Here is a 20572-nt window from a genome sequence, read left to right as displayed (position 1 = left end):
TAATGCGGAAGCGCCCGCCCCGCCAGCATCCGCCCCGCAGGCTCCAGTTTTAGAAGCCTGCGGGTGCGGGAACACTAGCGGGTGACGGGCGCATCAGCGTGTGAGCCTTAGACACGCGGCTTTTCGCGCATCTCCCAAGTCTCGATAATGTCGCCTTCCTTGATGTCGTTGAAGGAGCCGAGGCCAATACCACACTCGAAACCTTCGCGAACCTCGGTAGCGTCGTCCTTGAAACGACGCAGCGACTCGATGGTGAGGTTGTCTGCCACCACGGAACCGTCGCGCACCAGGCGTGCCTTGGCGTTGCGCTTGATGATGCCGTTCTTGACGATCGAACCTGCGATGTTGCCCCACTTGGAGGAGCGGAAGACCTCGCGGATCTCTGCGGAGCCGAGCTCCACTTCCTCGTACTCGGGCTTGAGCATACCCTTGACGGCCTGCTCAATTTCCTCAATCGCACGGTAGATGACCGAGTAGAACTTCATCTCGACGCCTTCGCGGTCTGCAAGTTCGGCAACGCGCTCTGCCGGGCGGACGTTGAAGCCGATGATCACCGCGTTGTCCACGGTTGCCAGGTTCACGTCGTTCTGGGTAATAGCACCCACACCGCGGTGGATGACGCGCAGCTGAACCTCGTCGCCACCGGCGTCGATCTTCATCAGGGACTCTTCCAGTGCTTCCACAGCACCGGAGACGTCACCCTTAATAATCAGGTTCAGGGTGTCCATCTTGCCCTCAGCCACAGCGGCGTCGAAGGACTCGAGGGTCACGCGCTTACGACGCTTAGCCAGCTGAGCGTTACGATCAGCAGCCTCACGCTTCTCAGCGATCTGACGGGCGGTACGCTCTTCCTCGGTGGAGAGGAAGGTGTCGCCTGCACGAGGAACGGTGGACAGACCCAGCACCTGAACGGGGCGGGACGGGCCAGCTTCCTTCACAGCCTGACCGTTCTCATCGAACATTGCACGAACGCGACCGTGAGCAACACCGGCAACGATAGCGTCACCGACGTGCAGGGTACCGGACTGAACCAGGACGGTGGAAACCGCACCACGGCCCTTGTCCAGGTTTGCTTCAATAGCAACGCCGCGCGCTTCCTTGTTCGGGTTAGCGGTCAGTTCGAGCACGTCAGCGGTCAGGGTGACAGCCTCAAGCAGCTCGTCGATGTTGGTGCCGTTGCGAGCGGAGACGTCCACGAACATGGTGTCGCCACCGTACTCTTCGGGGATCAGACCGTACTCGGTGAGCTGGCCACGGATCTTGTCCGGGGACGCGCCTTCCTTATCGATCTTGTTCACAGCAACCACGATCGGCACGTTAGCTGCCTGTGCGTGGTTCAGTGCCTCAACGGTCTGGGGCATAACGCCGTCATCCGCTGCGACCACGAGGATTGCCACGTCGGTGACCTTCGCACCACGGGCACGCATAGCGGTGAACGCCTCGTGACCGGGGGTATCGATGAAGGTAATCGCGCGGTCTTCGCCCTCAACGGTGGTGTGGACCTGGTATGCACCAATGTGCTGGGTAATGCCGCCGGCCTCACCCTCAATAACGTTGGTGTTACGGATAGCGTCCAGCAGGCGGGTCTTACCGTGGTCAACGTGACCCATGACGGTAACGACCGGGGGACGAACCTCCAGAACATCCTCGCCCTCAGCTTCTGCTTCGGCTTCGAGGTCAATGTCGAAGGACTCGAGCAGCTCGCGCTCCTCATCCTCCGGGGAAACAATCTTGATCGAGTAACCCAGTTCGGCACCCAGCAGCTCGAAGGTCTCCTCGTCCAGGGACTGAGTCTGGGTAGCCATCTCACCCAGGTGGAAGAGAACCGTAATCAGCGATGCCGGATTTGCGCCAATCTTCTCAGCGAAGTCCATGATGGACGCGCCGCGGCGCAGACGAATCTCGGTCGAGCCGTCGCCGCGAGGAACAACCACGCCACCGGGTGCCGGTGCGTTCAGCTGCTCCTGCTCATGGCGGCGAGCTGCCTTGGATTTGCGGCCCTTACGCTTGGAACCGCCGCGACCGAATGCACCCTGTGCGTTGCCGCGACCGCCGGGGCCGGGACGACCCGGACCGCGGTTGAAGCCGCCGGAACCGCCGCCGCGACGTGCGCCGCCGCCACCGTTACCGCCACCGTTGTTGGAACCGGACGCGCCGCCACCAACGTTGGATACCTTGGGCATCATCGAGGGGTTCGGGCGTGCGCCGCCGCCGCCAGCCGGACGGGGTGCACCGGGACGTGCGCCAGCTGCCGGACGGGGGCCACCGTTACCGCCGGGGCGTGCGCCACCTGCGGGGCGGGGACCGCCGTTACCGCCGGGGCGTGCGCCACCGTTGCCACCGGGACGACCGTTACGTGCCGGACGGGGACCGCCGGAACGCTGGGAGTCGCCGCCGCCACGCTTCATACCCTGCTGGGATGCGAAGGGGTTGTTACCGGGGCGAGGACCGGGCTTGGGGCCGGGCTTCGGAGCGGCAGGCTTGGGTGCTGCCGGCTTCGGTGCAGCCTCGGGGCGTGCCATGCCCTGCTGGGATGCGAAGGGGTTGTTACCCGGGCGGGGGCCGCCGGGCTTGGGTGCTGCTGCCGGCTTTGCGGCGGGCTTAGCTGCAGGCTTGGGAGCTGCGCTCTCAGCTGCTGCGGGCTTAGCTGCAGGCTTGGGTGCCGGCTTAGCGGCAGGCTTTGCCGCTGCGGGCTTGGGAGCTGCCGCAGGCTTAGCGGCGGGCTTTGCCGCTGCGGGCTTGGGTGCCGGCTTAGCTGCCGACTCCGCTGCTGCCTTTGCGGGTGCTGCCTTTGCGGCAGGCTTAGCGGCTGCGGCGGGGAATTCCGCGCGCAGCTTCTTCAGAACCATGGGGTTCAGGGTGGAAGAGGAGCTCTTAACGAACTCGCCCATATCCTTGAGCTTGGCAATAACTTCCTTGGAAGGTACGCCTACTTCTTTAGCAAACTCGTGTACTCGAGGCTGAGCCAAATTTTCTCCATTCCCGGTCCGCACCGGGAATGGTGCGGACACTAATGTTTACGGGGTGCACGCCCGAAGGCGCGCCAATTCGTGAAATTGCCGGTGGGTGAGCACGAAAGGGTACTCATTTCGCGGCACTCATTAGATATCCATCAGTTTTCTGACTCGCTTTCAGATAAGAAGTCGTCAAACTCGTTGACTTACAGAGGGCATATACCCGAAAAGCGTCTATGAGGGGGTCGAGTCCGCAATCACGGCTCGAATCTGCTCACAGCACGCCTGCAACTGGGCTGCAGGGACCGCTTTTTTGAAGGCGCGCGCCAGACCGTTCTTTTTCTGCAGAGCGGCTACGCACTTTTCGCTCGGATGGATCCAAGCGCCTCGTCCGGGCATAGTTCCCGCCGTATCGGGCTGATAGGGCGGGGTGTCCGCCTGCTCGGTAGCAGACGTGACGGGTGTGCGGGCGATGCGCAGCAGGTTGCGCTGTTCATCGCGGGCACGGCATCCGATGCAGGTACGGACCGGTCCTTCAAATGCTTCGGAGGTTGCGGTGAGGTCGTGATCGCTCATGGTCCTCTCCCCTCTCTAGCGTGTGTAGAACCGCGTTCGCCGTACATTCGTGATGCTCCATCCGGTGTATGCGAGGGCGCGTTAAAGCGCCCGGTTACGCACCGGTACATCTTAATAGTGTATCCCGTTTTTAAGAATCATGGGCAAAACTGTGACGCAGGCGCAAGAACACCGGGCACGTTGCTGCCCGATCTCTTGCGCCTGCATCAAAAGGATATGCCGCGGGATACGCCCCTCACCGGGGCTAATGCTTATTCAGCGTCCTGTGCGGACTCTTCTGCTGCTTCTTCAATTGCCTTCTCAGCGGAAGCTTCTTCAGCCAGGCTACGAGCCACGCGAGCTGCAACCTCTTCCTCGGCACGAACCTGAGCGTACTTAGACTCGGAGAGAATATCGATACGCCAGCCGGTCAGCTTCGCTGCCAGACGTGCGTTCTGACCCTCACGGCCGATAGCCAGGGACAGCTGGTCATCCGGAACCACGGCACGAGCGGAGTACTCACGCGGGTTCGCGATAATGACCTCGGTGACCTTCGCCGGGGACAGCGCCGCAGCGATGAAGGTTGCCGGATCGGTCGAGTAGTCGACAATGTCAATCTTCTCGTCATTCAGCTCGGCAGCAACCGCACGCACGCGGGCACCCATATCGCCGATGCACGCACCCTTCGCATTAATGGTCGGGTTCTTCGCGGACACAGCAATCTTGGAGCGGTGGCCAGCTTCACGGGCGATGGAGTTAATAGCAACCAGGCCCTCAGAAATCTCGGGAACCTCGTGCTCGAACAGGCGCAGAACCAGGTTCGGGTGCGAACGAGAAACCACAATCGAGGGGCCCTTGGGGCCGCGGCGAGCCTCAACCAGGTAGGCGCGCAGGCGGGAGCCGTGCGGGTACTTCTCGCCCGGAACCTGCTCGTTGCTGGGCAGAACAGCTTCAACGGTGCCCAGGTCAACCTGAACCATACGCGGGTTGTTGCCCTGCTGGATCACGCCGGACACCAGGGTGCCCTCACGATCCTTGAACTCACCCAGAACGGATGCGTCCTCAGCGTCACGCAGACGCTGCGAGAGCACCTGACGGACGGTTGCGGCAGCGATACGGCCAAAGTTGTTCGGGGTATCGTCGAACTCGTCAATCTTCTGGTTATCCTCATCAAGCTCAGGAGCCAGAATGACGAACTCGCCGGTGGTGTGGTCGATGACGGCACGAGAGCCCTTAATAGCGCCGGGCTGTTTCATGTACGCGAGCAGCAGGGCGTTCTCAACCAGGGTGAAGAGCTCCTCCATGACGAGAGAGCGCTGCTTCGCCAATGCGCGCAGTGCGCCCAGGTCAATAGTTTTAATATCCTCCACGCTTTTCAGCCTTTCCCAGTTAGCACGGCGCCGGGACGCTTAGTGCGCCCCGGCTCCCGAACGGTATATACCTGGCACGGAGCACCCCGTGCCTGAAGCTTTAATAACTCTATTCTACCGGCTCAGCGGGCGAATTGAAGTCAATCTCGACGTGAGCAGAAGCAATATTTTCCCACGGAAGCAAGCTCGGCTCGTGGTACGACTCCTTCTGACCCTTCTTCGTGTTCTTCTTACGAGCCAGCACCGGACCCTCATCCTGCACCTCGTGCAGACGCGCCAGGTACTCGGTGCCGTCGGGTGCGGTGACCGCAATCAGGCGGGTACGGGCACGCTCCCAGTGGCGGCGCTCGGTCAGGGCGCGGGTAGCACCCGGCGAGGACACCTCCAGCTCGTAGGGGAAGAACTCGTCGTTTTCATCCGCACGGTCCAGGGCACTCGAAATCGCACCGGAAATCTCCGCGAGGGAATCCAGCGACAGCGAATCGGTACGCTCAGCGGTGTAGTCCACCGTAATCTTCACGGTGCGGTTCGCCGCCGGGCCCGAAATCTTCAGACCCTCCAGCACCAGCGAGAACTCGGAGATAACCGGGGCAATCGCCTCGGCAACCTCTTCCTCACGGATCGCACGGGTACCCACGCGCACCGGTGCCTCCACCACGGGCTCACTCTCAACGCGAGTGCGGGGAGCGTTCACACCATTCGCCACGCGGGATGCGGCACGGCGAGCGCGCGCATTCGGGGCGCTCTTCTTAGAGCCAGAACGCTTCGGCTTGTATGCCATAGTTCTCTTCTTTCATTCTTCCGCCGCTACCCTGCCCCACCTCCTGGGAGGTAGGGCAGGTGGCGACGGTTTTACGTTTTTGCGGGCTAGTGGCGTGCCTTAGACGCCGCGCACCTCAGCGATGACCTCAGCCACCGCGTTCTCGACGGACACCTCGCGAGCCTCACCGCTGCGGCGGTCCTTCAGCTCCAGCACGCCGTCCTTGAAGCCGCGACCAATCACCAGGATGGTGGGCACACCCAGCAGCTCGGCGTCGCCGAACTTCACGCCGGGGCTGGTCTTCGGGCGGTCATCCAGCATGACATGCAGGCCGGCGGATTCCAAGGATGCGCTGAGCTCTTCAGCGTACTCGTGGGATGCTGCGTCCTTGCCAGTGATGACGATATGCACGTCTGCCGGTGCCAGGTTACGCGGCCAGATCAGGCCCTTCTCGTCGTGGTTGCCCTCGGCGATAGCGGCCAGTGCGCGGGTCACGCCCACACCGTAGGAGCCCATGGTCACGGTCTGCAGCTTGCCGTTCTGATCCAGGACCTTCAGGCCCAGTGCCTCAGCGTACTTGCGGCCCAGGGCGAAGATGTGGCCCATCTCGATACCGCGGGCTGCCACCAGCTCACCGGAGCCATCCGGTGCCGGGTCGCCTTCACGCACCTCGCACGCCTCAATCACGCCGTCGGCGGTGAAGTCGCGGCCGAAGACCAGGTTCGCCACGTGCTTACCCTCTTCGTTTGCGCCGGTCACCCAGCGGGTACCGCGCACCACGCGGGGGTCAACGAAGAAGGGAATGCCGGTTGCGGAAGCTACCGCATCCTCGTCCTCGGTGTGCGCACCGAACAGGGGCGCGTCCAGGCTCAGGCCGGGGCCAACGTAGCCCTTGACCAGCTGCGGGTATGCCTTCAGATCCTCCTCGCTGGCCGCCTCAACCTCAACCTCGCCGCCGATGCCCAGCAGGGCACCGATGTTGACCTCAGCGCGGCCCAGGTCCACGGCACGGTCGCCGGGAACGCCCACGGCGAAGACCTTGCGCTCGCCGGAGGGGGTGATGACGGTGCCGAGGAAGCACTTGAGGGTCTGCGAAGCTTCCAGGGTGCCGCCGGTAACCTCGGAGTGCAGTTCGTTCATGCGCTCCACCAGGGTCTCAATGGTGGCGGAGTCGGGGGTGTCCACGACGATTGCCGCCGGGGTGTCCTCGGTGATTTCGATTTCCTCGGGAACCACGGTGGTGACGGCCTCAACGTTTGCCGCGTATCCGCCCGCGGAACGCACGAAGGTGTCCTCACCGATGGGGGTCGGGTGCAGGAACTCTTCACTGCGGGAGCCACCCATCGCGCCGGACTGTGCGGTCACAATGACAATCTCCAGGCCCAGGCGCTCGAAGATGCGCTGGTAGGCGGCACGGTGCGCCATGTACGCCTCGTTCAGGCCCTCATCGTCAATGTTGAAGGAGTAGGAGTCCTTCATGACGAACTCGCGGCCGCGCAGCAGGCCCGCGCGGGGGCGCGCCTCATCGCGGTACTTGGTCTGAATCTGGTACAGGTAAACCGGCAAATCCTTGTAGGAGGAGTACAGGTCCTTGACCAGCAGGGTGAACATTTCCTCGTGGGTGGGTGCCAGCAGCATGTCTGCACCCTTGCGGTCCTTGAGGCGGAAGAGGTTATCGCCGTACTCATCCCAGCGGTTGGTTGCTTCGTAGGGTTCGCGGGGCAGCAGTGCGGGGAAGTGAACTTCCTGCGCGCCAATGGCGTCCATCTCTTCGCGGATGATGTTCTCGACCTTGCGCAGTACCTTCAGGCCCAGGGGCAGCCAGGTGTACACGCCGGGGGCTGCGCGGCGGATGTAACCGGCGCGGACCAGCAGCTTGTGGCTGGCGACCTCAGCGTCTACGGGGTCCTCGCGCAGAGTGCGCACGAAGAGGTTGGAAAGGCGAAGTACCACGATTCTCCTTGAAAGGTCGATAGGTTTAGGTAGGGTGCCCGAGGCTCACCGGGTGAGCCGTAAATAGGCACAGTCGTCTTTAATTTTATAGCGTTTTAGGATTCGGCGTGTTTAGCGCTCAAAAATGATGGTCGAGAACTGCCCAATCTGCTCCCAACCGGTCCCCCGGTACATGGCGAGCGCACGGGCGTTGTAGTCGTTCACGTACAGGCTCAAATGCGGGTAGTAGCGCTGCAGAATCTGCGCGGCGGCGGCAAAGAACGGCTTAGCCAGACCGTAGCCGCGGTAGTCCGGATGCAGCCACACGCCCTGCACCTGTGCGGCGTCCAGGTTCACGATGCCCGCATCCGCTTTGAAGATAACCCGCCCATTCACATCGGTGACAATGGCGCAGCGCTGACCGGCGATGAGCGTGCGCAGGCGCGCCGCATAGCCCTCCCCGTAGCGGGCAATCGGGTCAAAGCCGACCTCCTCGGTGAACATGGCGGCTGCGGCTGGCAGAAGCTCCCCCAGGTCCGCGGAGGTGGCGAGGCGCGCATACCCGGCAGCCTCACCGCTGAATTGGACAGCACCGGTGGGGGCTTCGGCAGGTTTGAAGGGCGCGGGCAGGTGCGCCGGTAGCTCAGGAAGGTCCGCCTCGTAGAAGCGGGCGAGGTCCTTCTCCGGCGGCAGATACAGCAGCGGCTGAATGGGACGCTCCGACAGAACCCGCGCACGGTGATCGCAACCGTCACCCAGGCTCGGCTGCAGCATCTGCAGTAGCGGGCTCTTACCGCCGCGAGTCTGCTCACACAGCTCCTGCATGCGCGTCCACAGGGGCATCACGAAGGCGCTCTCACCGAACATAGAATCCAGGCGAGAACCCACCTGCAGTAGTAGCTGAGCCAGCGCGTCACGATGCGCGAGCGCCGTAGCATCCAGCGCCGCAGTGTCCAGGGTGGTAGCTTCCACCGCTTCAGCAACGTGAGAATCCACATCGTGTTCAGCGTGTTCAACCGCGACGTGTTCAACAGCGGCACCGCACAGCCGCACCGGCACCACATTCGAACCCAGCAACAGCACACAGCACAGCTGCCCGTCACGCTCACAACCCACAAAACCCTGATAGTAGTGCAGCGGAATACGCGGGGACCTCACCGGAAGAGGGCACGCCAAATAATGCTCAATGGAGTACAGATTCGGGACCGGGTCACTGAACAGGACCTCCTCCAGCTCATCGCACCACCGAGCATCCAGAGCAAAAACGTGTTCCTTCACGCGATCAGGCATAGGGGAAGAATCCATCGACGAAACAGCAGCACGCCGGGCACGATTAGCCTTACGGCGGCGAGAAAAAAGAGTGAACATGACCTGTTGAGTGATAGAGAATGAGCGACAAAAATAAGTGAAAACACGGGGACACGCACCCCCGAAAAAGTAGCCGAATCAGGCGGCCACAACCGGCAGCGGCAAGCACCAAGCCTGCCACCACCATAACCGGACATAACCGGAAAAGCGCGGAGGCGCCCTCACCAGGGCGCCTCCGCGCACAAAAGCTAACTAGCTCACCGAAACAGCCGGGGAACCCTCGGGAACATACTCGCCCGAAGCCTCCATCTCAGCAGCAATACGGGTCGCCTCTTCAATCAGAGTCTCAACAATCTGATCCTCAGGCACAGTCTTAATGACCTCACCCTTCACAAAAATCTGGCCCTTACCGTTACCGGACGCAACACCCAGGTCAGCCTCACGAGCCTCACCCGGGCCATTCACCACGCAACCCATCACGGCAACACGCAGCGGAACCTTCATGTGCTCCAGGCCCTTAGTCACGTTCTCAGCAAGCTCCCACACATTCACCTGCGCACGACCACACGACGGGCAAGACACGATATCCAGCTTGCGGGGGCGAAGGTTCAGCGACTCCAGGATCTTGGTGCCCACCTTCACCTCCTCAACCGGAGGAGCAGACAGCGACACGCGAATAGTATCGCCAATACCCTGAGACAGCAGAGTACCGAACGCCACCGAGCTCTTAATAGTGCCCTGGAACGCCGGACCAGCCTCAGTCACACCCAAGTGCAGGGGCCAGTCACCGCGCTCAGCCAGCTGACGGTACGCCTCCACCATCACCACAGGGTCATTATGCTTCACAGAAATCTTGAAATCACGGAAACCGTGCTCCTCAAAGAGCGAAGCCTCCCACACAGCAGACTCAACCAGAGCCTCCGGAGTAGCCTTACCGTACTTCTCCAACAGACGCTTATCCAGCGAACCAGCATTCACACCAATACGCAGAGAAACGCCGTGGTCCGAAGCCATCTGAGCGATTTCCTTCACCTGGTCATCGAACTTACGGATATTACCCGGGTTCACACGCACAGCACCGCAACCAGCCTGAATAGCCGCATACACGTACTTCGGCTGGAAGTGAATATCAGCAATCACCGGAATACGGGACTGCTTCGCAATAATGGGCAGAGCCTCCGCATCCTTATCAGTCGGGCACGCCACACGCACAATATCGCAACCGGCAGCGGTCAACTCAGCAATCTGCTGCAGAGTCGCACCAATGTCGTGGGTCTTAGTGGTCGTCATCGACTGCACCGAAATCGGAGATTCAGAACCAACACCGACAGAACCCACCTTAAACTGGCGGGTCTTACGACGCGGGGACAGAACCGCGGGAGCGGGCTTCGGCATACCAAGGCTGACCGACAAGGTTTTCCTCCATACATGGGTTATGAAGGACGTACGACGCATCCTTCGTTCAACTTTTTATTGTGCCACTGACGCGAAAGAAAGCACTAATACGGGTACCCTTACCGCGTGCAACAACACACTAAAACAGGGTGATGGGCTTAACAATATCCGCCACAATCAGAATGACAGACATCACAATAAACGCGCCCGCCACCACATACGTCAACGGCAACAACTTCACCGGATCAAACGGACCCGGATCCTTACGCCCAGTCAAACGTGCAAAGAAACGACGCACACCCTCCCAGAGTGCACCCAACACGTGGCCACCATCCAGAGGCAGAAGCGGAATCAGATTAAACGCAAAAAGCATCAAATTCATATTCGCCACCAGCGAGACCAACATCGCAGCCTTCGCCTTCACATCAATACGGTCAGTAGCCGTCACCTCACCGGCAATACGACTCACACCAACCACAGACACCGGCGACTCAACACTACGCTCACCACCAGTCACCAAAGTCACCGTCAACTCCCACACACGCTGCGGCAACGAAAGCATCGACGAACCCACACGCGAGAGCGTATCGCCCACCATCGCAGGCACCTCAGTAATAGAACCAGGTACCAACTCACTCGACGGCGAAACACCCACAAAACCGCCGCGAGTCGTCGCAATCGAACCATCCGCAGCACGCGCATACTGGCCCTTACCATCAGAAACCGGGCGGATCATCTCAACCGGAGTCACCGACAAATCCAGACGCTGACCATTACGCTCCACCGTCAAAGTGCTCGGGTGAGAACCCGCCGCACGAATCGCCGAAGACACAGCCTCCCACGAACCCGTCGACGCGCCATTCACAGCAACCACACGGTCACCCACCTGCACACCAGCAGCCTTCGCAGGCGACGGAGTGGACTTATCCGTACACTCGCCATAGCTAATCGAATCATGAGTGACATTCACGCTCGGCACGCACTCAGACACCGCCGACACCTTATTCGTCACCTGCGCCGTACCAAAACCACAAATCAGCACGGCAGTACACACCACACCAATCAGCAGGTTCATGGTCGGGCCGCCCAGCATAATCACCATGCGCTTGAGCACCGGCAACTTATAGAACAGGCGGTCCTCATCGCCGGGCTTCAGGCGCTCAGCATCCGCCGCACGCGCCTCCTCAGCCATGGACGCAAACGGGCTGGTACTGCCCGAATGGCCCTCCTCATGGTGCTCCTTCACCTCAGCAGGGCTCGGCGGGTACATGCCAATCATCGAAATGTAACCGCCCAACGGAATCGCTTTGAAACCGTACTCAGTCTCGCCGCGGCGGAAAGAGAACACGGTCTTACCGAAGCCAATCATGTACTGCGGGACGCGCACATTGAATAGCTTCGCGGGCACCAGATGCCCCACCTCGTGCAGGGCAATCGAGACGGCAATAGCGATTGCCATAAGGATAATGCCCACAGCGTACAGCAGGATTTCCACGCTTTTTCTCGTTTCGGTTCGGGGATACGAAGCTTCTAGGATACTCGCTTAGCCTGTGAAGGCGCCCTCCCCCGCTTTCTGGAGGGGCTGGTTTGGGTGGGGTTTGTCTGGGATAGATGAGGATGGGCTGGTGTTCGTCCTCGTTCCTACAGGGGCACCCGCCCTCGCTTCGCTTCGGGCACCCTGATGTCACTTTCGGACGACACCGCCCCTCCGCCCCTACTCAACGAGACTATCCGGCCGCCAGGGTCTGTGCCGGATCAATACGCGAAGCCTTCGCCGCCGGGTACAGACCAGCCAACACACCAACCAGCGCACCAGCGCCCAGACCCAGCAGGATAGTGTCGGCACTAATAATCGGCGTCCAACGGTTCATCAAAGACACAATCGAGATGCCGTTAACCGCCAGCACAATACCAGCCACAGCGCCCAGGATGCCGGTCAGCAGCGCCTCCGCCGAGAACTGTAGCAGAATACCCGAAGGGCGCATACCAATAGCCAGACGCAAACCAACCTCACGGCGACGCTCCATCACCGCAACCAGGAACGTATTCATAATGCCCATCGCACCAATCACGAGGGTAATAACGCTCATCGCAAGAAGCATGGTGCGTTGCTGCTGGTCGACAGCCTCACGAAGGGTCTTCGGCTCCGGCGGCACACTCACGCTATACAGGGCGGGACGTTCCGGCGAGAGCGCGTACGGTGCTTCCTCCGCAATCTGGTTTGCGGCACCTGCAACAGTACTCACCACAATCTGAGTGGAACGCTTACCGGTCTGCGCCGCAACGGCACCGCCACCGGCAGCGGGCTGCGCCTCTTCAACATCGGCACCAGGCTTCGCGCCCAGAGGCAGGTAGACCGAACCGTACGACAGAGTCAGCGAGGGATTCTCCCGCACCACACCGATGACAGTGTACGGCTCATCGTGAATATAGACCGTAACTCCGGGGCTATAGGGTAGCCCGAGCTGGCGCATCACGCTTTCGCTGAGCACCACGACCTTATCGTTCCGCTCCACATGCCCCTCGTCGAAAGTGCGACCCCACACCAGTTCATGACCCTGCACGCTAAAGATGCTGGGGGTTGCCGCAAGGACGGCAGCCGTCACGTTAGCACCGCGCTCACCAAAGTTGTCTGGACCGCGCTGAATATCCGCGGATTCATAGAGCTGATCCACCAGCGCGGTACCGGTCACTCCGTTCAGCTGGCTAACACGCCGGTAGTTCTCACTTGCCGCCAGGCTCAATAGTTCAGCCCGGCTCATGGATTCGGTTCGGGTCGAGCTTATCGTCAGGTGCTTAGCCCTAAAAATATCGAAGCTGTCAGCCAGCTGCCCAGAAATGGTGGCGGTCAGACCAACGGTCAGCACGAGCGAAGCGATACCCAGAACCACACCAAGCATGGTGAAGATATTGCGCCTCACCCGGTGCACGGTAGCGTCCCAGGCTTCTTTGAGGGAGGCGCGCGCCCAGGGTGCACGACCACTGCTCTGCGGCTTAGATATTTGCTCCTCAGCAAAGCTAGGCAGGTTCAGAGACGCGCGGGCGGTCGTTTCTTCCTGCCGCTGTGCATCCTGCTCGATGAGCTGCCCCTCGTGCATACGTAGCACCCGGTCGCAGTGCTCCGCCACGAGCGGGTCGTGAGTAATCACAATCGTGCTTTGCTGGTCACCCGTACATTCGCGGAGCAGGTCAATGACTTCGCGGGTGAGCTCTTCATCCAGCGAGCCGGTCGGCTCATCACAGAGCAGCAACGCTGGTTCCCCAATGAGCGCACGAGCAATAGCTACACGCTGCTTTTCACCGCCTGAGAGAGTGGTGATGGGGGCATCCGTTCGGTGGCTCAGCCCCAGCAGGGCGAGAGTATCCGCAACACGTTGCGTTCGTTCCGCTTTGGGCACGCCACGGTAGATGAGCGGTAGCTCAACGTTGCGGTACACGTTCTTATGCTCGATGAGGTGGAACGCCTGGAAGACGAAACCGATGCTGTCCAGGCGCGCTTCAGCTCGCTGTGCCGCGTTGAAGGTTGCGGTGTCTGTACCGTCCAGCAGGTAGCTGCCGGAGGCGGGCGTGCTGAGCAGACCGAGGATGTTCAGCAGGGTTGATTTGCCGCTGCCGGACGGTCCCAGGATTGCGACGACTTCTCCGTAGCGGACTTTCAGGTCAATATTTTTGAGCACGTCAATTCGAGTGTCACCCTGCATAAAGTGCTGGGACACTCCCTGAATATCGACGCTATAGGCTGGTGGGTGCGCGTGAGCGGCGCGGGAGTCAGTCATGGCTACTCCCTACTTTTTCTCGCGCATGATTTTGACGCTGTCGCCTTCGTGCAGGTCACCGGTGACGGCGTTCTTGCCGTTGGCGTTGCTGATGACGGTAACGGTTACCTCACGTTCTTCACGGGCCTTCGATCCGTTGGAGCTTTCGGGGCCGAGCACGATGACTCGGGTCTGTCCGTCACGGGTGTAGAGCGCCGATGAGGGCACGACCAGGTGCGCGTCGGGGGTTTCTTCGAGGGTGAGTTCCGCGTTGACGGCGCCTCGGAGGCTGTCCGCCTTATCCCCTACGTCGAGGGTGAGGATGCGTTCCCCTTCGGTGCTTCCTGCCGCACCGGCTGCACCGTTGAGGTTGGAGCCAGCCGCACCTTCTGCGCCATTGGCCTGGCGACCGGCCTGGCTGTTGCCTGCGGCACCTGCGGCTTCGGTGGTGTTCTTGTATCCGAGGGTTGCGACGTACTCAGTATCACCGAGGGAGGGCACGGTTACCTTCTGGCCGCTACGGGCTTCGGGGGTGAGCCTGCCGGTGGTTCCGGTGCAGCTGAGGGTCTTGCTACCTTCTGCGATGGTGGCTACGGGGCCATCTGCGATAGCGCCGGTTGCGCGGGGGTTGCCGGTGACGAGTCCGGCACGGTTGATGATGAGGAAGTATCGGGAGGGAATGGGCTGGTCAGTCTTGACGTGCGCGTAGCCGAGGCTGTCGAGGAGGTTGTTGAGAGCCTCGTAGGTGTCTTCGGTGATGCGCGCGGGCTGCGGGCCCTGACGTCCCATGGCAGTCAGTGCCTCGTTGAGGAGTGCAGCGTCGGGGCCGCTATCGTCGAGTTTGAGGTCGCGGTAGAGCGCGAAGCCGCCGGTGAGGGTGATGAGAGGTTCACCGTTGACTTCTGCGATGAGGGTTCCGTTGCCGACGGTGTCACCGTGTTTGATGGTGATTGCGGTGTACTGCCCTTCGCCGCTGTAACGTAGCGGGGTTGAGGTGGCGTAGTTCGCGGTGCAGGTCAGGGGCACGGTGGTGCGCAGTTTCTCGCGGGTGACCGTGGCGGTGATAGTGGAGGGGTCCGGGGGTGCCGCTTCCGCGTCTTTTTGGGCGGTGGTTTTGATGTTTTGGGCGCTGATGAGCGTACCCACGGTGATGATGAGGAGCAAGGCGATAATGCCGTAGAGCCAGAGGGTTTTCTTCTGACGGTTGGGGGTGGCGCTCATGGGGTCCCTTCTTTGGGTGCGCGTACGGGAACGCTGTTGTCTGTGCCGTTTGGGCTTAGGCGGCGATGCCGTGTGGGGTTAGTTTGTGCCCGGCACGGGGATACGTGCCGGGCACAATACGCTGTGGCGAGGTGTAGCTGTTGTAGCTACTCTGTACGCCTGTTCCTGGTTAGTCCGGTCTGGATAGCCCGGTCTGATTAGTCCGCAGGATTAGCTCAGAATCTTTCGGGCGTTTTCTTCAGCGGTTTTCTTGGCGGTGGTCACCTGTTCGATGAGGCCCTGCTCCTTTTCGAGGAAAGAACTCAGGTAAGCGATAGCAATCTTTCGCTGTTCGGCATCTAGCCCGGTTGCTTCACGGCAGGTCGCATCGTTGATTGCCAGTTCGTGGGTGTCTTGGTTGTTCTGGCGGTACTGTTCGCGAGCCATAACCGGCGTGGTGTAGTCTCCCCCGAAGCGTTCCTTCATGCACTGTGCCCACTTCTCGGTGGCAGGCCCAAGGTCTTTGAAGATTGCGTCGTTGTTGAGGTAGTGAACCGCAGTGACGTAGACCTTTTTTATGGTCGCACGGGATTCTTCTGAACCGAAGACTGCGCGGGTGGCTTCTTGTTGGCAACCGCCCTTTCCTTCGGTGCCGTAAAGAGCCTGCATTTCGGCTTCGCTCATAGTACGGCTCTGCTCTTCCAGTGCTGTAGTAGCCAAAGAGTAGCGCTCTTCGTATCCGCGAGCGCGGGCGTCCGCAACGGTGAGAGGTTCAATATCAGCCTGCAGAAGCAGCGAGATTTCAGTTTTTCCGGCAGGAACCTTGTAGTTCGGGAATCCTCGTTCAGTCATGCACTGGCTCAGGGAACGCTGGTAGGCACGGGCAACGTTGTCAGAAAGTGAGGCGAGGTTCTCTACTTTTTCGATAGCTTGACTATCGGGGCTCTTGGAGGCGCTATACGCCTTCTCAGCGTTAGCGGAAGCCGAGGAGTCGGCACTAGGCTGCCCGGATGCGCAGGAGCTAAGCAGCAGGGTTAGCGGGAGTAGAGCCCCGGCGAGGGTTCGTAGGGTGTTCTGTCGACGCATAGGTGGGCACTTCCTCGTGAAATATAGCTGCATCTTTGTCCGCTCGTTCAGGGGCTCAACGTTGTTTGCCCTTGAGAGAACATATTTTGAACACTAGCCTACTATGCGCCGGGAGGGGAGGCAAGGGGGACGGTGTTTATCCTCGCCCCGCTGGTGGGGATGGCGCGCCGCATATTTCCTCCGGGATACGACTGGAGGGGGCGGTGTTCGTCCTCATTCTGCACCATAGCGTTTGGGGAGGCACGCCGCATGTTTCCTCCGCGCCTACGCAGGGGCACCCGTCACCCGGACGCTCCGCCCTCTCCTCGCTCCGCATCGGAGAGCGTCCGTGTGACACCCTGAGGGCGCTTCCGGAAAACACGGCGCGCCACCTCCGGTAGCCTAGCGTGCATGTGGAGGGGCGGTGTCGTCCGAAAGTGACATCAGGGTGCCCGAAGCGAAGCGAGGGCGGGTGCCCCTGTAGGAACGAGGACGAACACCGCACCGCAGAAGCGATTTAGCGTCCGGTCATACCCAGCAGCTCATTCGCGCGAACGCGAGCCCAACGCTCCGCGTTCAGCACAGCCTCCAGCGTCAAATCAGCGTCAGAAACAGCCTCAGCGCTGCCGGTGTGCTCCTCCAGCACGCGTGCGACCGAATCGACAATGTCGGTAAAGCGAATCGCGCCCGCATGGAATGCTGCCACGGCTTCCTCATTGGCGGCGTTGAACACTGCCGGGTGGGTGCCGCCGACCTTACCGGCGTCCTTGATCATGCGCACGGCGGGGAATGCTTCCTCGTCCAGCGGCTCAAAAGTCCAGGATGCCGCCTTCGACCAGTCACAAGCAGGCACGGCACCGGGGATACGGTGCGGCCAGGTCAGACCCAGAGCGATGGGCAGAACCATGCTCGGCGGGGACGCCTGCGCAATGGTCGATCCGTCCACGAACTGCACCATGGAATGTACGACGGACTGCGGGTGAACCGCCACGTCAATACGGTCCAGGTCCACGCCGAACAGGTGGTGTGCCTCAAGCACTTCGAGTGCCTTGTTGACCATGGTTGCCGAGTTGGTGGTGACGACCAGGCCCATGTCCCAGGTGGGGTGTGCGAGCGCCTGCGCGGGGGTCACGTCGTGTAGCTGTTCGCGCTTGTAGCCGCGGAACGGTCCGCCCGATGCGGTGAGGATGAGTCGGTCGATTTCTGCGTCGGTTCCGGAGGCGAGCGCCTGCGCGAGGGCGGAGTGCTCGGAGTCGACGGGCACCATGGGAGTGTTCAGGGGGGATGCGTCGACGGCGGCGCGTACGAGCGGGCCGCCTGCGATGAGGGATTCCTTGTTGGCCAGTGCCACGCGGTAGCCGCTGTTGAGGGCGGTGAGGGTCGGTTCCAGGCCGATGGAGCCGGTGATGCCGTTGAGGACGGTGTCTGCCGGGTGTGCTGCCGCCTGTACGGATGCTTCGGGACCGTGGGCGATTTGGGGGGTGTAGCCGGTGGCGCCTGCTTCGGAGGCTGCCGCCTCGATGAGGTCGCGGAGGCGCTGCGCGTCGTCTGCGGTGCCGCTGGTGGCGACCAGTTCGGCGCGCACGTGCACTGCCTGGCGTGCGAGCAGTTCGAGGGATCGGGAGCCTGCGGAGAGGGCGACGACCTTCAGCGGTGCGTCGTCGGCGGAGGCGCTGGTGCCCTTGAGCGCGGCGAGGTGGTCGATGACTTCCATGGCTTGGGTGCCGATGGAGCCGGTTGAGCCGAGGAGGGTGACGCGCTGCGGTGCGCGGGTGAGTTCTGTGAGGGCGTCGGTGAGGCGGTCGCGGCTGCCGCCGACGCGTGCTGAGGATCCAAACTTCATGGTTCTAGTGTCTCATGAGCTCGCGGGTACGTCCGGGTACTGGCGCCGCCTCTCATCTTAGAAGGCCTCAGCAGAGAGGGACTCGGCATAGAAGAATCCCCCACCCTGGTACGGGGCGGGGGATTCAACACGTAACGTTTTAGAGCAGATCCTGCAGTAGCTCAATGCAGCGGTCCAGGAAAGCGTCCACCTGGGATTCCTCGTAGCTGACGGTGCCCGAGGCGGGGCGGAACTTTGCGTGGCGCACCACGGAGGGGTCCAGCGGCTCCTCGCTGTTGAGCTGGGCGTACACGCGGTCGCAGATGGCGTCCACATCACCGACGAAGTAGCCCATGTGGCGGCGCTTGCTGGGGCGGCGGAAACGCTCACCGGCGGGGCGTTCCAGGCGGCCCGCGAGCAGCTCGCCGGTCTCTACGAGGGAGCGTTCCCAGTTGTCCAGGCCGTACGCCTCGATGTAGCGGCTGCGTTCGAGCTTGGCGAAGCGTTCCTCAATCTTTTCGAGGGCGCGGTCGACCACGTCCAGCTGGTAGCCGCCGGGTTCTTCACGGAAGACGACCTGGCGGATTCGTCGGGAGGTGTAGAGGTCTTCGGGCAGTTCAGCGGCTCCGCTGAGCTTCTCGTAGTCCTCGGCGAGGCGGGTGAACAGGCGGTCTACTTCACTGCGCTTGTAGCCGGGTTCGGTTTCTGCTGCACGGGCAAATCCGCCTCCGCGGGTGGTGCTTGCCAAAGGTGGGCTCCTCTCGACGATTGAACTTTAAGAATACCAATGCGCAGGCTACCTGGTGCAAGGTGGGCGGGCGGTGTCTTAGATATAGTCCCCTACACCTCTGATGCATCGGGGTACAGCAAAGGCGGGGCGCCCCTCCCCCACTCGTGGGAAAGAGACGCCCCGCCTCCATAAGCGATAAAAGCTTCAGGCTTTAGAGCGGCATAATAAACCGGAAAATCAGGCAGCCAGCCGCCGCAGCGAAAAGAATCGAGTCTAGGCGATCCATCATGCCGCCGTGACCGGGCAGGATATTCGACATGTCCTTCACACCCATACGGCGCTTGAACACGGACTCGACCAGGTCACCGGCAGTCGAAGCGACCACCATGACCGCCGCCAACGGAATAGCCCAATACCAGGGCGAACCCATGACCGCCAACGCGATAGCACCAACCACCGCCGAACCGACGAAGGAACCAGCCAGGCCCTCCCAGCTTTTCTTCGGGGAGATCTTCGGCGCCATCGGGTGCTTACCCCAATTCACGCCGGCAATAAAGCCGAACGTGTCATTGCAGATTGCCATCAGCAGAATCATGAGGACGCCGCGCTCGCCGTGGTCCGCCTGGAAGTAGACCATGGCGATGCCCAGCATCAGCGGCACCCACAGCAGTGCGAGGGCGCTACCGCCCAAGGACTTACCCAACGAAACCTGACGGTCAGCACGCACGAGAGCAGAAGAGAGCAGCAGCGCCAGCAGGCTCACCGCCAGGGCGATGCCCAGCCCGGTAAAACCGAACAGGAAGGACACCACCACAATCGCGCCAGACAGGGCACCCAGCAGGTATTCCGGGATGCCGTAGCCGCGGCGGGTGTTGAGCACGTGCCCAATTTCCCAGGCGCCCAGGCCAGCCGCGGCAGCTGCAAGCGCCACAAAAATCGGCTGGTAAATCAGGCCCAGCACCAATAGCACGCCGAAACCGACGCCCACACTAATGGCGGCGGGCAGGTTACGGCCTGCTTTGGCGCTACGCGACTTCACGGGGGTTACCGCCGTCTGCGGGCTCTGCTGTGGAGCCGGCTGTGCGCCTCTCTCTTCTTTCGCTTCTTTGCGTGCACTCATTTGGGGTTTAGACCTCGAGCAGTTCAGCTTCCTTGTGCTTGTACAGTGCGTCGACCTGGTCGATGTGCTTCTTGGTCAGTGCGTCCAGTTCCTTCTCGGCGCGGGTGCCTTCGTCCTCACCGATTTCGCTGTCCTTGACCAGCTTGTCGATAGCGGTCTTAGCGTGGCGGCGAACGTTACGGATGGAAACGCGGGACTCTTCAGCCTTGTGGTTGACCAGCTTGGTGTATTCCTTACGGCGCTCAGCGGTCATTTCGGGCATGACAACGCGGATAGCTGCACCGTCGTTGCTGGGGTTAACACCCAGGTCGGAGTCACGCAGAGCCTTCTCGATAGCTGCCAGTGCGGTCACGTCGAAGGGAACAATCTTGACAGTACGTGCGTCCTCAACGTTGAAGGACACCAGCTGCTGCAGCGGGGTCGGTGCACCGTAGTACTCTGCGGTCAGGCCGCTGAAGATTGCAGGGTTCACACGACCGGTACGGACCTTAGCGAACTCAGTCTTGGTTGCTTCGATGGTCTTTTCCATCTTCTCGCCGGCTTCGGCAAGGATTTCTTCGATCACGAAAGGATCTCCTTTGTCGGAATTCTGGGGTGCCAGAATTG

Annotated in this window: 15 protein-coding genes; all 15 read right to left on the bottom strand. The window is 61.3% G+C overall.

Going from position 1 to position 20572, the window contains the following annotated elements; genetic code table 11:
• Window positions 1–107: 107 nt before the first annotated feature.
• The 15 genes from infB to frr all read right to left on the bottom strand — a co-directional run bounded on the left by infB (window position 108) and on the right by frr (window position 20531).
• Complete coding sequence (infB, locus tag HMPREF2999_RS05190; protein WP_070674097.1) at window positions 108–2969, bottom strand: translation initiation factor IF-2; 2862 nt, start codon at window positions 2967–2969, stop codon at window positions 108–110.
• Between the two features lie 219 nt (window positions 2970–3188).
• Window positions 3189–3530, bottom strand: a complete 342-nt coding sequence (locus HMPREF2999_RS05185) for a YlxR family protein (RefSeq protein ID WP_005507088.1) — start codon at window positions 3528–3530, stop codon at window positions 3189–3191.
• Between the two features lie 251 nt (window positions 3531–3781).
• Complete coding sequence (nusA, locus tag HMPREF2999_RS05180; protein WP_070674100.1) at window positions 3782–4879, bottom strand: transcription termination factor NusA; 1098 nt, start codon at window positions 4877–4879, stop codon at window positions 3782–3784.
• A gap of 109 nt (window positions 4880–4988) precedes the next feature.
• Window positions 4989–5660: a ribosome maturation factor RimP gene (rimP, locus tag HMPREF2999_RS05175; RefSeq protein ID WP_049348873.1), complete on the bottom strand. Its 672-nt coding sequence runs from the start codon at window positions 5658–5660 to the stop codon at window positions 4989–4991.
• Window positions 5661–5759: 99 nt separating this feature from the next.
• Window positions 5760–7592 carry a proline--tRNA ligase gene (locus HMPREF2999_RS05170; protein ID WP_070674103.1) on the bottom strand — a complete coding sequence of 611 codons (1833 nt, stop codon included), beginning with the start codon at window positions 7590–7592 and terminating at the stop codon, window positions 5760–5762.
• A 111-nt stretch (window positions 7593–7703) separates the two neighbouring features.
• Window positions 7704–8939, bottom strand: coding sequence for a GNAT family N-acetyltransferase (locus tag HMPREF2999_RS05165; RefSeq protein WP_246823084.1), 1236 nt, complete (start codon window positions 8937–8939; stop codon window positions 7704–7706).
• Window positions 8940–9131: 192 nt separating this feature from the next.
• Entirely contained in the window at window positions 9132–10274 is a 1143-nt protein-coding gene (gene ispG / locus HMPREF2999_RS05160) for a flavodoxin-dependent (E)-4-hydroxy-3-methylbut-2-enyl-diphosphate synthase (RefSeq protein WP_044142245.1), read from the bottom strand.
• Between the two features lie 139 nt (window positions 10275–10413).
• Window positions 10414–11769 carry a M50 family metallopeptidase gene (locus tag HMPREF2999_RS05155; RefSeq protein WP_070633914.1) on the bottom strand — a complete coding sequence of 452 codons (1356 nt, stop codon included), beginning with the start codon at window positions 11767–11769 and terminating at the stop codon, window positions 10414–10416.
• Window positions 11770–12001: 232 nt separating this feature from the next.
• The gene (locus HMPREF2999_RS05150) at window positions 12002–14050 is read right to left on the bottom strand and encodes an ABC transporter ATP-binding protein/permease (RefSeq protein ID WP_070674109.1); all 2049 of its coding nucleotides are present in this window, start codon (window positions 14048–14050) and stop codon (window positions 12002–12004) included.
• A 9-nt stretch (window positions 14051–14059) separates the two neighbouring features.
• The gene (locus tag HMPREF2999_RS05145) at window positions 14060–15250 is read right to left on the bottom strand and encodes an efflux RND transporter periplasmic adaptor subunit (protein WP_070674111.1); all 1191 of its coding nucleotides are present in this window, start codon (window positions 15248–15250) and stop codon (window positions 14060–14062) included.
• A gap of 210 nt (window positions 15251–15460) precedes the next feature.
• A complete protein-coding gene (locus HMPREF2999_RS05140; protein WP_070674116.1) occupies window positions 15461–16315 on the bottom strand; it encodes a hypothetical protein in 855 nt (284 codons plus the stop codon).
• 496 nt (window positions 16316–16811) lie between these two features.
• Window positions 16812–18137 (bottom strand): 1-deoxy-D-xylulose-5-phosphate reductoisomerase, encoded by a 1326-nt coding sequence (gene dxr / locus HMPREF2999_RS05135; protein ID WP_070676249.1) that lies wholly within the window; start codon window positions 18135–18137, stop codon window positions 16812–16814.
• A gap of 139 nt (window positions 18138–18276) precedes the next feature.
• A complete protein-coding gene (locus HMPREF2999_RS05130) occupies window positions 18277–18864 on the bottom strand; it encodes a cell division protein DivIVA (RefSeq protein ID WP_070667193.1) in 588 nt (195 codons plus the stop codon).
• A gap of 193 nt (window positions 18865–19057) precedes the next feature.
• On the bottom strand, window positions 19058–19966 hold the full coding sequence (locus HMPREF2999_RS05125) for a phosphatidate cytidylyltransferase (protein WP_070676248.1): 909 nt from the start codon (window positions 19964–19966) through the stop codon (window positions 19058–19060).
• Between the two features lie 7 nt (window positions 19967–19973).
• Entirely contained in the window at window positions 19974–20531 is a 558-nt protein-coding gene (gene frr, locus HMPREF2999_RS05120; protein WP_070676247.1) for a ribosome recycling factor, read from the bottom strand.
• Between the last annotated feature and the right edge of the window lie 41 nt (window positions 20532–20572).

This window comes from Rothia sp. HMSC066H02, assembly GCF_001814995.1.
Taxonomy (GTDB): Bacteria; Actinomycetota; Actinomycetes; order Actinomycetales; family Micrococcaceae; genus Rothia; species Rothia mucilaginosa.
This window is presented reverse-complemented; position numbering and strand designations above follow the sequence as displayed.

Excerpts from the sequence above, each read along its gene's own strand:
- dxr (WP_070676249.1), bottom strand. The coding sequence starts at position 18,137 with ATGAAGTTTGGATCCTCAGCACGCGTCGGCGGCAGCCGCGACCGCCTC.
- HMPREF2999_RS05145 (WP_070674111.1), bottom strand. The coding sequence starts at position 15,250 with ATGAGCGCCACCCCCAACCGTCAGAAGAAAACCCTCTGGCTCTACGGC.
- rimP (WP_049348873.1), bottom strand. The coding sequence starts at position 5,660 with ATGGCATACAAGCCGAAGCGTTCTGGCTCTAAGAAGAGCGCCCCGAAT.
- ispG (WP_044142245.1), bottom strand. The coding sequence starts at position 10,274 with ATGCCGAAGCCCGCTCCCGCGGTTCTGTCCCCGCGTCGTAAGACCCGC.
- HMPREF2999_RS05140 (WP_070674116.1), bottom strand. The coding sequence starts at position 16,315 with ATGCGTCGACAGAACACCCTACGAACCCTCGCCGGGGCTCTACTCCCG.
- HMPREF2999_RS05150 (WP_070674109.1), bottom strand. The coding sequence starts at position 14,050 with ATGACTGACTCCCGCGCCGCTCACGCGCACCCACCAGCCTATAGCGTC.
- HMPREF2999_RS05165 (WP_246823084.1), bottom strand. The coding sequence starts at position 8,939 with ATGTTCACTCTTTTTTCTCGCCGCCGTAAGGCTAATCGTGCCCGGCGT.
- HMPREF2999_RS05185 (WP_005507088.1), bottom strand. The coding sequence starts at position 3,530 with ATGAGCGATCACGACCTCACCGCAACCTCCGAAGCATTTGAAGGACCG.
- HMPREF2999_RS05125 (WP_070676248.1), bottom strand. The coding sequence starts at position 19,966 with ATGAGTGCACGCAAAGAAGCGAAAGAAGAGAGAGGCGCACAGCCGGCT.